The organism is Streptomyces sp. NBC_01341 (assembly GCF_035946055.1).
Classification (GTDB): domain Bacteria; phylum Actinomycetota; class Actinomycetes; order Streptomycetales; family Streptomycetaceae; genus Streptomyces.
The window spans coordinates 593,177-605,975 of record NZ_CP108364.1 but is presented as its reverse complement, the minus strand read 5'-3'; the positions used below and the strand labels follow the sequence as shown (position 1 = coordinate 605,975).

Genomic DNA, 12,799 nt, shown 5'->3' with positions numbered 1-12,799 from the left:
CCGGCGTCACCGTGTGTGTTGTCGTGTCTGCTTCGCCACTGCGCCGGACGGGCGCGGGAAGCGGCCGCCTCGGCGGCCACGTGAGCGATCGGGCCCCACGGTGGATCGTTCCACGAGCATTCGGCGTCCTTCGATGTTCAAGGGAGCGTTCTGTTCAAGGGCCGCTCGCCCAGAGCGGACCGAGGTCCCCGGTCTTCGTGCCGAGGGTGGTCTCGGCGATGAGAGGGCCGGCGGCGGCGCCTGCATCGAGTGCGGCAGTCGCATACCGGCCGGCCGTGGTGGGAGCTTGCGCCGCCTCGTGGAGGACCCGCGTGACCAGCGTGCTGCCCAGTGCGAACGACAGCGCGCCGTGCACGAAGACCGGGGTTTCACCGGCAGTGGCCCGTGCCGCCAAGTCACGTCCCGCACCATCATCGGCGGGGTGCCAAGGCGGCTCCGACCAGAGCTCGTGCCAGGTCGATGCTCTCGGGAAGGCTGTCGAGCGAGAGGGGCTGCATGGCGAGAGCACCCTCGTGCAGCACGAGGAGTTGGGTGGCGAGGGTGGCCGGGCGCGAACAGCCGGCCGTGGTGGCGAGTTCGGTGAACAGCGCCAGCAACCAGAGCTTCTGGTTCGCCGCGATGCGGTACGCGGGGTGCGAGGGGTCCGGGAGTTCGGCCAGTGCGTTGATGAAGGCGCAACCGCGGGTGTTGGTCCCGCTCCAGGTCCGTAGCGCCTCGAAGGGTGCGGTGACCTTCTCCGCGGGAGTTCCGCCGGCGTCGACGGTGGCACGGACGAGTGATCGCCAGCGCTGGTCACGGTGTGCGAGGTAAGTCGCCACGAGGTGGTCTTTCGAGCCGAACTGGTTGTACAGGGTCCGCTTGGTCACCCCGGAGTGCTCAGCGATCAGATCCACGCCGACCGCTGTGATTCCGCGGTGGTAGAACAGCTCCTCCGCGGCCGCCACGATGCGTCGGCCTGCCGGCGTCATGGGCCGCGTCTCCTGCACCCTGAGCCCCTTTACTGATCGGTGTACCGTGGACGATATTCACCGATCAGTATACCTTCAGGAGGCCCCAGCGATGAGTGCGTCCCAGTTCATGCGAGCGGTGCGGATCACAGGGCACGGAGGACCGGATGTTCTGAGGCTGACGGAGGTGGCCGTCCCTGCCCCGCGGGCCGGAGAGGTGCTGGTCAAGGTCAGCGCCGTAGCCCTGAACAACACCGACCTGTGGACCCGGGAGGGCGCCTACGGCGTTCCGGGAGACCCGGATGCGCGGTCGGGCTGGCGGGGCCCGATCGGCTTCCCGCGCATCCAGGGCGCCGATGTGGCCGGCCGCGTCGTGGCCGTCGGGACCGGCGCGAAGGCGAGCCTGGTGGGGCGCCGCGTGGTCGTCGACCCCGCGACCTACGACACCGCTGGGCCGGACGCCAACCCGGTGGGACTGATGGGGAGCGAACGCGACGGTGGCTACGCCGAGTTCGTGACAGCGCCGGCAGAGCGTGTTCATGACATGACCGATTCGCCGCTCACCGACGACCAGCTCGCGGCGCTGCCGACCGCCTACGGCACCGCGCTGGGCATGATCGAGCGAGGCCGGCTGCGGAAGGGGGAGACCGCCCTGGTCTCGGGGGCGTCGGGCGGCGTCGGCCTCGCGCTGGTGCAGATCGCCCGTGCGCGGGGAGCGAAGGTGCTCGCCATCAGCAGCGGAACCAAGATCGAGGCGGTGCGCGAAGCAGGCGCGCACGCAGTCGTCGACCGCGCGGGGGACATCGCAGAGCAGGTCCGGGCCGCCGCCCCGCAGGGCATCGACGTCGCACTCGACGTCGTGGCCGGTGATCTGGTGAGCAAGGGGCTTTCGCTGCTGTGCGAAGGGGGCCGGTGGGTCATCGCCGGCGCACTCGGTGGACACGAGGTGGCTTTCGACGTGCGCCGTCTCTACCTGCGCAACGCCCAGGTCATCGGGTCCGCGATGCACACGCCCGCGCACTTCGACCTCCTCATGGACCTGGCCCGTCGGGCGGAGGTCCAGCCCGTCATCGCGGCGACCTTCCCGCTGGAGCGGGCAGCCCAGGCGCAGGAGGAACTCTCCCGCCGGGCACACGTGGGAAAGATCGTCATGCACCCCTGAGCTCCAGCGGACGGATCGCCGGCGGAGCCGAGCGTGGGTCGCGCGACGGTGGCGTCGCCGCGGAGGACCCCGTCCGGTCCGCCGGGCCCGCGGTCCGGCGTCAGTTCGGCCGCACCGCGAGTTCGTCGAGCGACTTCAGCAGCCCCGGGAGTTCCGGGCCGCGTCCCACGGTCATGATCTCGCCCGGTTCCTCGTCCAGCAGGATGAACGCGATGTCGTCGGTCCTGGCGACCAGGGACCAGCCGGGCCCGTCGACCCGCAGGGTGCGCGCACCGCCGGGAGCGAAGGCGGACCTGATCCGGCCGGGCGGCGGCGGGGAGGTGACGTAGGCGCGGGCCGCCTCAAGTGCCGCGCGTACGCCGGGGTGCTGCCCGCTCCCGGTACCGGGGGACTCGCCGTCGTCAGCGGCCGTCCCTTCCCCGGCCCCACCCTCCGCGGCCGGAGCCCCGTCGGATACCCCGGGCACGGCGGAGCGGCGGCCGAAGGCGGTGTCGTCGTCGATCTGGTCCCGCCAGGCCGACCACTGCAGGGCTATCTCGTCCGCGCCCAGCCGCCGCTGTGGAGCGCCCCATGCCTCCGTGTCAGGGGGCGTCAGCGGAGCAGGCCCCTCCGCCTCCGGGTCGTGCGGTTCGGGCACGCCGGGAGCGGCCACCGCCAGTGCGAGCGGCCAGCCCGGCAGGGCGCAGACCACTGAGCGGTCGTCGGGGGACAGGTCGTACTCCATGCCGCAGTCCCACGAGGCGATGGCGACAGCGACCAGCGACACATCGTCGACGACCACCGTCCAGCGGGCGCCCCCGCTGTCCTGACCGAGCACGAGGCCGTAACCCTCCGCGTAGGGTTCCAGTCCAAGCTCCGCGCACGCGGCCACATAGTCGTCGCCGAGCACACTGGGGAACTGTGCGGGGGTCAGCAGCACCGCCGTCAGTACGAACAGTGCGTCGTCGTCGGCGGCCGTCTCGTCCGTCCCTGCCACAGCACCCACCCTCATCCCTCGTCGCTCGGCCCGTCGGCGCACCTTAACTACTCGGTAACCCTGTCGTCGAGGCCCTGACAAGTGGGAACGGGCACGTTCCTCGCCTGCACCGGACCCGGTGGGGACGCGCCGCGAAACCCTCATGCCCTGGCGGCGGGCGGCCCGGCACCCATAGGGTTCTGGCCAGGGCCGACGAGGGGACTGCACGGTGAACCGGTACGAACGTCTTGCGGCCATCCGGCGTCTGGACCCGGAGCGGGACTTCCTGGAGATCTACCGCCTCACCGTCACGTACGAGTTCCCCTGGGACATCACCCGAGCCCTCGAACTCGCCCTGTACCGAACCTACGCCGTCCCCGGCATCGGCCGGCTCCTCGCGGAGACCGGGGAGCTGACGGAACGTTCGCAGAGGAGGTACGACGACACCTCGCTTCTCCTGGACACCATCGTCGAGCACGGCTTCGACAGCGAACCCGGGCGTACGGCCGTCCGCCGGATCAATCGCATGCACCGCAGTTACGACATCGGCAACGACGACATGCGCTACGTGCTGTGCACCTTCGTCGTCACCCCCAAACGCTGGCTCGACGCCTACGGCTGGCGCCGGCTTTCCGGGCACGAACTGCGGGCCTTCGCCGCGTACTACCGAACGCTCGGTGCCCATATGGGCATCAAGGACCTGCCGCAGACCTACGACGACTTCGAGCGCGTCCTCGACGCTTATGAGGACGAGCACTTCGGCTGGGACGACGGGGCGCGCGAGGTCTCCGACGCGACGCTCGCCCTGGTGGGTTCCTGGTACCCGCGCCCGCTCGCTCCCGTCGTGCGCAGGGCCACCCTGGCTTTGCTCGACGACACGCTGCTGCGGGCATTCCGGTATGAGCGGCCCGGCCCCCTGGCCCGCGGCGTGACCCGGGGGGCGCTGCGTCTGAGGGCCCGCACCGTACGGTTCATGCCGCCGCGTACCGCCCCCCACCATGCCCGGCAGAACCCCGAGATCAAGGGGTACCCGAACGGCTACGAGGTGGCCCGGCTCGGTACGTTCCCCACGCCAGGACTGCGGGGCTGCCCCGTGGCCCCCGTCCGGCCGCCGGATGCGGTGCCCGAGTGAGAGAACGGGCCGCGGGCGACGCCTGCGCGACGAAGCGCCTGTTCAGCCGGTTCGTACGGCCAGCGCGAGGAAGCGGTCGTCCTCGTCGGTGTACGACTCCAGACGCCACCCGGACGCCGCCAGGAGAGGCGCGAGGCGCGGCTCGGCACGGAGGTCGTCGTCCGAGAGCACACGGCCGTGCCGAGCGGCCAGCGCCGCCCGGCCGATCGGATGGAACAGGGCGAGACGGCCACCCGGCCGCACCGCACGGGCCAGCTCCGACAGCCCCTGCCCCGGGTCCGTGAAGTGTGAGATCAACCCTGCGGCGAACACTCCGTCGAGGCTCGCGGGGCGCAGTGGCAGTCGTGCGGCGTCGGCCTGGAGCAGTGCTCCGCTCGTCGCCCGGCCCGCCCGCAGCGCCGTTCGCAGCATGGCGGGTGTCAGATCGGCTCCGAGGACGGTGCCACCGGGTCCTACCTCGGAGCGCAGAGCGGGGAGGGCCCGTCCCGTACCGCAGCCCGCGTCGAGCACCGCGTCGCCCGGCCGAAGGCCGAGCTCACCGACGGCGGCGGCGTAGGCCGGGCCGTCGTCGGGGAAGCGGCTGTCCCAGTCCGCCGCCCGGACGGTGAAGAACTCCTGCACGTGTGTGTGGTCGTCGGCCATACGAACATGGTCGCGTACGCCGCAGCCGAACGAAACGATTCGTGGCGGTGCGCATGTTCGAACGCTGCCTGATCGCCCAGGAACATTTCCTTGTCATATTTCAGCACCTTTCGAAATGAGCGCCCGGCGTGCGCCCTGAGGGGGACTAGCGTCCCCGGTTCATGGGACACCTGGACCACGCCACCTTCGGCTGGCTGACACCTGTGCTGTCGTACGCGATGGCGTGCGTCGGCGCCGCGCTGGGCCTCCGCTGCACCGTGCGCGCACTCGGCACCAGCGGCCGCTCGCGCCGGAACTGGCTGCTCACGGCTGCATCCGCGATCGGAACGGGCATCTGGACGATGCACTTCGTCGCCATGCTCGGCTTCGGGGTCACCGGCACGGACATCCGGTACGACGTACCGCTCACCCTGCTCAGCCTGTTGGTCGCCATGCTCGTCGTGGGAGCCGGCGTCTTCACCGTGGGCTACGGCCGCGACCGGGCCGGCGCTCTCTTCGCCGGCGGGCTCACCACCGGACTCGGCGTCGCGAGCATGCACTACCTCGGCATGGCGGCGCTGCGGCTCCACGGGACCGTCGTGTTCGACCCGCTGCTGGTGGCGGTCTCCGTCGTCATCGCTGTCGTCGCCGCCACCGCGGCGCTCTGGGCCGCTCTCCACATCAGGTCGCCCGGAGCGGTGGCCATCGCGTCGCTGGTCATGGGCGCGGCGGTGAGCAGCATGCACTACACGGGCATGCTGGCGGTCGGCGTCCGCGTCGCTCCGTCGGTGTCGGAACTCCCCGGAGCCACGGTCATGCAGTTCATCTTCCCTCTCGCGGTCGGCCTCGGGTCCTACCTCTTCCTCACCTCGGCGTTCGTGGCCCTCTCACCTCCCGCCCGTGAACACCCGGTCCGTACCTCCGTCTTCGACGAGGCCGTCGCCGAACGGCCCGCGGCGGCGGCCCCCTGACCGCGTCTCGCCGCCCACTCCGCGGTTCCCGCCCACCCATCGCTCGAGACGATCGGGCCCCGACCTCTCCACCCGGAACGAGGAGGCCATGCGCACACCCCGCCCGACCAACCCGGAGCCGGGTCCGGACACCGGCCGGCCCGCGACTCCGCCGCGCGGAAGGCGCGCACACGCCGGCCGGCCCGCGGACGAACCCCCGGAGCGGGCGGCCAGGCCGCCGGCGGCCACCAGGCCCGGGGGAGCGCGCGCATCCCTGCGACCCCGGACGGTTCGTGCCAAGATCATCTCCTTGCTCATGGTGCCCGTCGTGTCGCTCCTCGCCCTCTGGGGATTCGCCACCGTCACCACGGCACAGGACCTGGCGCGGGCGCGCGATATCCAGCGCATGGACAGCACCGTGCGCGTCCCGGTCGCCGGGGTCGTCGGCGCACTGCAGGACGAACGCACCGCGGCGCTGCGGCAGCTGGCAGCCCCCGGCACGGGGCATGCGGCAGCGCTCCAGCAGCGCGCCGAGCGCACCGACGCCGCGCTGGGAGAGCTGAGTCTGGGTGAGGGCCACACCGTGGCCGACGCCGGAGTGCTGCCCCCCGGAGCCGCCGCACGGCTCACCGAGTTCCTGGACCGTGCCCAGCGTCTGACCGCAGTGCGCACCGGCATCATGGATCCCACCGGTCCCAAGACTTCCCGGGCTGCCGACGCCTTCACGCCGTACACCGAGACCATTGCCGCAGGCTTCGGCGTCGCCGGTGCCCTGACCGGGGTCCAGGACGCCGAACTCGGATCCGAGACCCGTGTCCTGCTGGAACTCGCGCACAGCGAAGAGATGCTCGCCCGTGAGGAAGCCCTGGTGGCACAGGCCGGGCTGACCGGAACGCTCAGCGGTGAGCACCTGCGCCTGTTCACCGGGGCGGTGGCGACACGCCGTACCCTGGCCGCGGCCGCCGGTACCGACCTGCCGGTCGCCGGACGCCAGGCCTGGCGAAAGCTCTCCGGACAGGCCGCGTACCGCCGGATCACGGCGGCCGAGGACTCCGTGCTGGGCGCACCTCCCGGCCGCCGCGCGGCGAAGGCGGTGCCGGCGGCCGCCTGGGAGCGGGACGCGGCCGAGGTGCGCAAGGGAATGCACGCCATCGGCACCGACGCGGGCGGCCGCGCCGCCGACGGGGCCGGCTCCTTCGCACGCGCGCTGTCGAGCCCGGCAGGGGCGGCCGTGCTCCTGGGGTTCCTCGCCGTCGTCGCCTCACTGGTCATCTCCGTACGCATCGGCCGTGCACTCGTCGTCGAGCTCGTCGGTCTGAGGGACGGCGCCCTGGATATCGCCCGGCGCAAGCTGCCCCAGGCCATGCAGCGTCTGCGGGCCGGCGAGGAGATCGACGTGCGGGCCGAGGCACCCCGGGGCCGTCCGTCGTACGACGAGATCGGACAGGTGGGCGAAGCCCTCGACACCGTGCACCGTGCTGCGCTCGACGCGGCCGTGGAACGCGCGGAGCTGGCCAGCGGGATCTCGGGGGTGTTCGTCAACCTGGCCCGCCGCAGCCAGGTCCTCGTCCACCGCCAGCTCGCCCTCCTCGACGGGATGGAGCGCCGGGCGGACGACCCGGGCGAGCTCGGCGACCTGTTCCGCCTCGACCACCTGACCACCCGCATGAGGCGGCACGCCGAGAGCCTGATCATCCTGTCCGGGGCCGCCCCCGGGCGTGCCTGGCGGATGCCCGTGCCCCTCACCAACGTGGTGCGCGCGGCCGTTTCGGAGATCGAGGACTACGCCCGCGTGGAGGTACGGTCGCTGCCCGCGGCCGGGGTGAAGGGTGCGGCGGTGGCCGACCTCACCCACCTGCTCGCCGAACTCGTCGAGAACGCGGCCCAGTTCTCGCCGCCGCACACCAAGGTCCGGATCAGCGGGGAACCCGTCGGCAACGGCTACGCCCTGGAGATCGAGGACCGCGGACTCGGCATGGGGGAGGAACTGCTCGACGAGGCGAACCGGCGCATCGAGCAGTCCGAGACGCTCGATCTCTTCGACAGCGACCGGCTCGGCCTGTTCGTGGTCAGCAGGCTCTCAGCCCGTCACCGCATCAAGGTCCAGCTCCGCCCGTCCCCGTACGGGGGTACGACCGCTGTGGTACTCCTGCCGACGGCGCTGCTCCAGGGCGGGCTGCCACCGGGTTCGGCCGCGGGTCCTGCGGATGCCGGGGCGGAGAGGACGACGGTGGCGAGGGATGACGACGGTCGCAGGGGCCCGGTTCCTCACCGGCCTCACACGGGCCCCTCCGCCTTCCCGGCCCCCGTCGCCGTGCCTGCCCTCGAACCGCGGGCGTCGTCCGGGCCGCGGTCCGGTCCCGCTCCGCTGACCACGCCGCACCGGCGGGTGCGTGCCGCCGACGAGGACGGCGAGCTCCCGCGGCGCGTCCGCCAGGCCAGCCTCGTGCCCCAACTTCGCGAGCAGCCCGGGGCCGAGCCCCCTGGGACCGCGCCCCCGGCCGGACGAAGCCCCGAACAGGCCCGTGACCGCATGACCGCCTACCGCGACGGATGGCTCCGTGGCGGCGGGACCGCGCCCGGGAGCAACGACCGGGACCGCGTGGCCGGCAGGCCCGTATCCCCGTTCCGGCAGCACACCGAAGGAGACGAGACATGATCGTGAACGAGAGGTCCGGAAGGTCCTCGCGCCGCTCCGGCGAACTCGACTGGCTGCTGGACGACCTCGTCGCGCGGATCGCGGAGATCCGGCACGCCGTCGTGCTGTCGAGCGACGGTCTGGCGGTCGGGGCGTCACAGGCTCTGAGCCGTGAGGACGCGGAACATCTGGCGGCGGTCGCATCGGGCTTCCACAGTCTCGCGAAGGGTGCTGGGCGGCACTTCCGTGCCGGCGGCGTCCGCCAGACCATGGTCGAGATGGACGAGGGTTTCCTGTTCGTCGTGGCAGCCGGGGACGGTTCGTGCCTCACTGTCCTCGGCACCGCGTTCGCGGACATCGGCCTCGTGGCGTACGAGATGGCCCGCCTGGTCAAGCGGGTGGGTGAGCACCTCGCCAGCCCGGCGAGGCTCGCCGGTCCGCCGGCGACGGGCTGAGGCCGGCCGGATGCGGACGGACGAGGCCGGGGCGGGACCGGGCGGCGGCCACCGAGCGCTGCCCGGTGACGGGTACGGAGCCTCCCGGGTCGGAACGCCCGGCACATCGACGGCCCCCCCGCCCGGCGGGTGGTCCGCCACGTCACGCGGCGCCCCGCCCGCCGGTACGACCGGCACCACGCCGGGCAGCCAGTGGTACGACGCCGAGGCGGGTCCGCTGGTGCGCCCCTACGCGGTCACCGGAGGAAGGACCGAGCCAGGACCCAGCGGGGTCCGTTTCGATCTGATAGCTCTCGTGGTGGCGAACGGCGCGGGGCCCGTTCGGGGCGACTCGCTTCTCGGCCCGGAGCACAGGGCTCTGCTCGTGCTGTGCCACGAGGAGACCCAGTCGGTGGCGGAACTCTCCGCAGTGGCCGATCTTCCCGTGGGTGTGGTGCGCGTGCTCCTCGGCGATCTGCTCGAAGCCGGCTGTGTGCGGGTCAGCAGGCCCGTGCCCCCCGCGCAGCTGCCCGACGAACACATTCTGCGTGAGGTGATCGACGGTCTCAGGGCTCTGTGAGCGCCCGTTGTGGTCGTTCGCGCCGCACACACCGGACGAGATGCGACCTGGTTCGGACGGGGGAGAAGCGCCCCGGACAGATAAGTGAAAAATCTGCTCACCTTCATCGGCGACAGCCCCCGGACGTCATGCTGTCGCCCCTACTGACGGCACTCGCGAGAGAAGTGATCGATGGCCTCCGAGCACGTGGACAGCACGGTTGGGGAAGAAGCCGGGGACTCCACAGCCCTCGCCCTCAAGATATTGGTCGCCGGCGGATTCGGAGTCGGCAAGACCACCCTGGTCGGCGCGGTCAGCGAGATCCGGCCCCTGCGGACCGAGGAACTCCTCAGCGAGGCCGGACAGTCCGTCGACGACACCGACGGGGTCGACCGGAAGACCACCACGACTGTCGCCATGGACTTCGGACGGATCACCATCCGCTCCGGCCTGTCCCTGTACCTGTTCGGCACCCCTGGGCAGGACAGGTTCTGGTTTCTCTGGGACGAGCTGTCGCAGGGTGCCCTCGGGGCCGTCGTCCTCGCCGACACGCGGCGGCTCGAGGACTGTTTCCCGGCCGTCGACTACTTCGAGCACCGCCGCATCCCCTTCGTGGTCGCCGTCAACTGCTTCACGGGGGCCCGGACCTACGGCGAGGAGGACGTCTCGCGTGCCCTCGATCTCGACCGGGGCACCCCCGTGGTCCTGTGCGACGCCCGCGACCGCGCCTCCGGCAAGGAGGTACTGATCCGCATGGTCGAGTACGCCGGCCGAGTGCACACTGCCCGGCTGCTCGAATCGGTCGGCCAGGGGTCCGGCCCGGAGTGACACCCGGGCGGGGCGCGCGCGCCCGGTCCTGTCCGTAGTCACGCCCGGACCGGGGGCACGCACCTCGGACCCCGACGGCGCGCTTTACGCCCGTTGCGGGAACACGTGGGCCGGCCATGGCGCGAAGCCGCACCTCCGGGGTCAAGGGGCGCTTGCCCGCAAGGAAGCCGTGAGCGAGGCTTGCGCAGGACGCGGGGACCGTATGAACGGGGAGGACGAACACATGGCGCTGGACCGGGGACTTGACTGGCTTCTCGACGAACTCACCGGCCGGGTGGAGCACATAGAGCACGCCCTCGTGCTGTCGAACGACGGGCTGGTGACCGGGGCCAGCACCAGTCTGGCACGTGAGGACGCGGAGCATCTGGCGGCGGTTTCGTCCGGCCTGCAGAGTCTGGCCAGGGGCTCGGGACGCCACTTCGGAGCGGGAAGGGCACGCCAGACCATGGTCGAGTTCGACGAGGCGATGCTCTTCGTGACGGCGGCGGGGGACGGCAGTTGCCTGTGCGTGCTGAGCGCGGCCGAGGCCGACGTCGGCCAGGTCGCCTACGAGATGACGTTGATGGTCAACCGGGTGGGTGAGCACCTCGGTGTGACGGTGCGGCATGAGAACGAGAGCGTCAACCGCTTCTGAGCTGCGCCTTCTCCGGACGGGCCGGAGTTGTCCACAGGCTCGCCCGCGATCTGTCTCCTCCGGCTAGCGTGGTCACGCAGAGTATTCGACCTCAAGGGGGAGGACGGTCATGACCGTAACGGAAGACGCGCGCGCCGCCACCGCGGACGGTGCACCGTCGGCGTGGGTGCCGGCGGCACGGGCGGCTCAGGAACTGGCGCTGAAGCGCGGCGAATTCGATCTCGCCGTCCATCTGGGACTGATCACCACCGGGCCGGTCACCGGTAGCGCGCGACCGAGGGTCGGCGTGTGGGAGATCGAGCGCCTCCGCGCGCAGCCGGGGTTTCCCGCCGCCTTGCGGGAGAAGGTGCGGACAGCGGGCACGGCAGAAGGCGCGGCGCTGCTCGGCGTCACCCAGGTCCGTTTCACCGCGCTGGCCCGTGTCGGGTGCGTCTCGCCCGTGGCGTTCTACCTGAACCGCTATCGCGCGGTCGTCTGGGTCTATCTCGTCGAAGAGCTCCTGGCGTTCGCCGCGCAGGAGCCGGATCTCCTCTCGGGGAGGACACCGGCGGGGATGCGGACCATGCTGGAGGCGGGCACCGACCGCCGTGCGCGTAACTGGCGCACACGCAGGATCGACCGGCTGCTGAAGCAGACGAGGGACCCCTGGGGCCGGGCGGCGCTCGAGGCGTCCGCTCTGGACCCGGTGCAGCTCGCTGAGGTGGTGGACGACCCCTACGAGCGTGCCTATCTCGCCCGCATGCAGCACGCACCCGCTTTCGGGCGGCCAGGATCCGTGTCCGGCAGGGAGGTCATGGCACGGTTGGCGCTCGCCGACGATCCGGACGAAATCCTCTGGCGGCGCGTCAATCTGACGTTGGAACTCGACCGGGCCCGGGACATCCGGCCGGCTCCGCGCCCGGGCCACGACCCGGTTCCGGAGTCTGACCTGCAGCGTTTCCCGCGTCGCCGTAATGCCCTGCGGACGGAAGCATACGGCGACCCGGGCTCCGTGGGCGGGCCGTACGCCGCCGGGGCGGGCCGGGGCACCGGTCGCGCCGGGGCCGCCACGCGCCCCGTCGGCGTGAGGCCTACCCGCCGTCCTCGCCCGGGTCCCGGTCGCGGACGGAGAATCCTCGCCCGGATCGGATGGCGGAGCGCCGCGCGGTAAAAAGTGCTAAAAGGTTTGCGCGCGGGCGTCCGTGCAGGCATCTTGACTCGCATGTTGATCAGAGAAGCCACCGGCGAGGACTGGCCCGTCATCTGGCCGTTCTTCCGTGACATCGTCGCCGCGGGCGAGACCTTCACCTTTCCGCTGGAACTGGCCGAGGAGCAGGCCAAGGACGAGGCGAGGGGCTGGTGGCTCCTGGCGGATCCGGCCCGTACGGTCGTCGCGGTCGACGACACCGGGACGGTACTCGGCACGGCCAAGATGAACCGGAACCACATGGGCAACGGCTCGCACATCGCCAGCGCCAGCTACATGGTCGCGCCCGAGCACTCCCGCAAGGGTGTGGGCCGGGCGCTCTGCGCGTACACGGTGGACTGGGCGCGCGCGGCGGGTTACCGGGCGATGCAGTTCAACGCCGTGGTGGAGACGAACGTCCACGCCGTACGGCTGTACCGTTCCCTGGGCTTCGATGTCATCGGGACTCTTCCCGAGGGGTTCAACCATCCCGCGGAGGGATACGTGGGACTGCACATCATGCACAAGGCGCTCTGAGAGCCCTCCCGATGGGTCTTCCAGGAGCCGGTGGCCACAGTGGCTTCAAGCCATCTTCGGCTGATGCGAGGACCGCTCCCGGTGCGGACGGAATTCCTTCCGAAACATGACGAACCGACACCCGAATCGCGACGGTTCATCACCGGCCGGGCCGATTTCCCTCGTACTTCGCGGATGCCGCGCGGGTCGTCCCCGCGTGTCGTCGTGCCGGTTCGGAATGGCATCGTCCGGATTCCG

General features: G+C 71.5%; 13 protein-coding genes and 1 pseudogene. 10 read left to right on the top strand and 4 right to left on the bottom strand.

What is annotated here, in order from left to right; all coding sequences use genetic code 11:
* Positions 1–160: 160 nt before the first annotated feature.
* Positions 161–394 (bottom strand): annotated as a pseudogene (locus OG206_RS02655) (chloramphenicol efflux MFS transporter); the annotation flags it as partial.
* 16 nt (positions 395–410) lie between these two features.
* A complete protein-coding gene (locus tag OG206_RS02650) occupies positions 411–968 on the bottom strand; it encodes a TetR/AcrR family transcriptional regulator (RefSeq protein ID WP_327111750.1) in 558 nt (185 codons plus the stop codon).
* Positions 969–1,059: 91 nt separating this feature from the next.
* On the opposite strand from OG206_RS02650, the gene OG206_RS02645 reads away from it, so the two are divergent.
* The gene (locus OG206_RS02645; RefSeq protein WP_327111748.1) at positions 1,060–2,109 is read left to right on the top strand and encodes a zinc-binding dehydrogenase; all 1,050 of its coding nucleotides are present in this window, start codon (positions 1,060–1,062) and stop codon (positions 2,107–2,109) included.
* A gap of 100 nt (positions 2,110–2,209) precedes the next feature.
* Here OG206_RS02645 and OG206_RS02640 read toward each other — a convergent pair whose 3' ends face one another.
* Complete coding sequence (locus OG206_RS02640; RefSeq protein WP_327111746.1) at positions 2,210–3,085, bottom strand: hypothetical protein; 876 nt, start codon at positions 3,083–3,085, stop codon at positions 2,210–2,212.
* 208 nt (positions 3,086–3,293) lie between these two features.
* Between OG206_RS02640 and OG206_RS02635 the strand changes: the two genes are divergently transcribed.
* On the top strand, positions 3,294–4,196 hold the full coding sequence (locus OG206_RS02635; RefSeq protein ID WP_327111744.1) for an oxygenase MpaB family protein: 903 nt from the start codon (positions 3,294–3,296) through the stop codon (positions 4,194–4,196).
* 42 nt (positions 4,197–4,238) lie between these two features.
* On the opposite strand, the gene OG206_RS02630 is transcribed toward OG206_RS02635, so the two are convergent.
* On the bottom strand, positions 4,239–4,838 hold the full coding sequence (locus tag OG206_RS02630) for a class I SAM-dependent methyltransferase (protein ID WP_327111742.1): 600 nt from the start codon (positions 4,836–4,838) through the stop codon (positions 4,239–4,241).
* 161 nt (positions 4,839–4,999) lie between these two features.
* Here OG206_RS02630 and OG206_RS02625 point away from each other — a divergent pair, with 161 nt between their 5' ends.
* The 8 genes from OG206_RS02625 to OG206_RS02590 all read left to right on the top strand — a co-directional run bounded on the left by OG206_RS02625 (position 5,000) and on the right by OG206_RS02590 (position 12,562).
* Positions 5,000–5,788: an MHYT domain-containing protein gene (locus OG206_RS02625; RefSeq protein ID WP_327111740.1), complete on the top strand. Its 789-nt coding sequence runs from the start codon at positions 5,000–5,002 to the stop codon at positions 5,786–5,788.
* Positions 5,789–5,876: 88 nt separating this feature from the next.
* Positions 5,877–8,426: a nitrate- and nitrite sensing domain-containing protein gene (locus OG206_RS02620; protein ID WP_327111738.1), complete on the top strand. Its 2,550-nt coding sequence runs from the start codon at positions 5,877–5,879 to the stop codon at positions 8,424–8,426.
* Positions 8,423–8,860 (top strand): roadblock/LC7 domain-containing protein, encoded by a 438-nt coding sequence (locus tag OG206_RS02615; protein WP_442805786.1) that lies wholly within the window; start codon positions 8,423–8,425, stop codon positions 8,858–8,860. The genes OG206_RS02620 and OG206_RS02615 overlap by 4 nt, the downstream gene beginning before the upstream one ends.
* Positions 8,861–9,077: 217 nt before the next feature.
* Positions 9,078–9,419 carry a DUF742 domain-containing protein gene (locus tag OG206_RS02610; protein WP_327122159.1) on the top strand — a complete coding sequence of 114 codons (342 nt, stop codon included), beginning with the start codon at positions 9,078–9,080 and terminating at the stop codon, positions 9,417–9,419.
* Between the two features lie 171 nt (positions 9,420–9,590).
* Positions 9,591–10,226 (top strand): GTP-binding protein, encoded by a 636-nt coding sequence (locus OG206_RS02605; protein WP_327111736.1) that lies wholly within the window; start codon positions 9,591–9,593, stop codon positions 10,224–10,226.
* A 223-nt stretch (positions 10,227–10,449) separates the two neighbouring features.
* Positions 10,450–10,860: a roadblock/LC7 domain-containing protein gene (locus OG206_RS02600; RefSeq protein WP_327122158.1), complete on the top strand. Its 411-nt coding sequence runs from the start codon at positions 10,450–10,452 to the stop codon at positions 10,858–10,860.
* A gap of 109 nt (positions 10,861–10,969) precedes the next feature.
* Positions 10,970–12,010 carry a DUF6397 family protein gene (locus OG206_RS02595; protein ID WP_327111734.1) on the top strand — a complete coding sequence of 347 codons (1,041 nt, stop codon included), beginning with the start codon at positions 10,970–10,972 and terminating at the stop codon, positions 12,008–12,010.
* 51 nt (positions 12,011–12,061) lie between these two features.
* Complete coding sequence (locus tag OG206_RS02590) at positions 12,062–12,562, top strand: GNAT family N-acetyltransferase (protein ID WP_327111732.1); 501 nt, start codon at positions 12,062–12,064, stop codon at positions 12,560–12,562.
* The last annotated feature ends 237 nt before the right edge of the window (positions 12,563–12,799 follow it).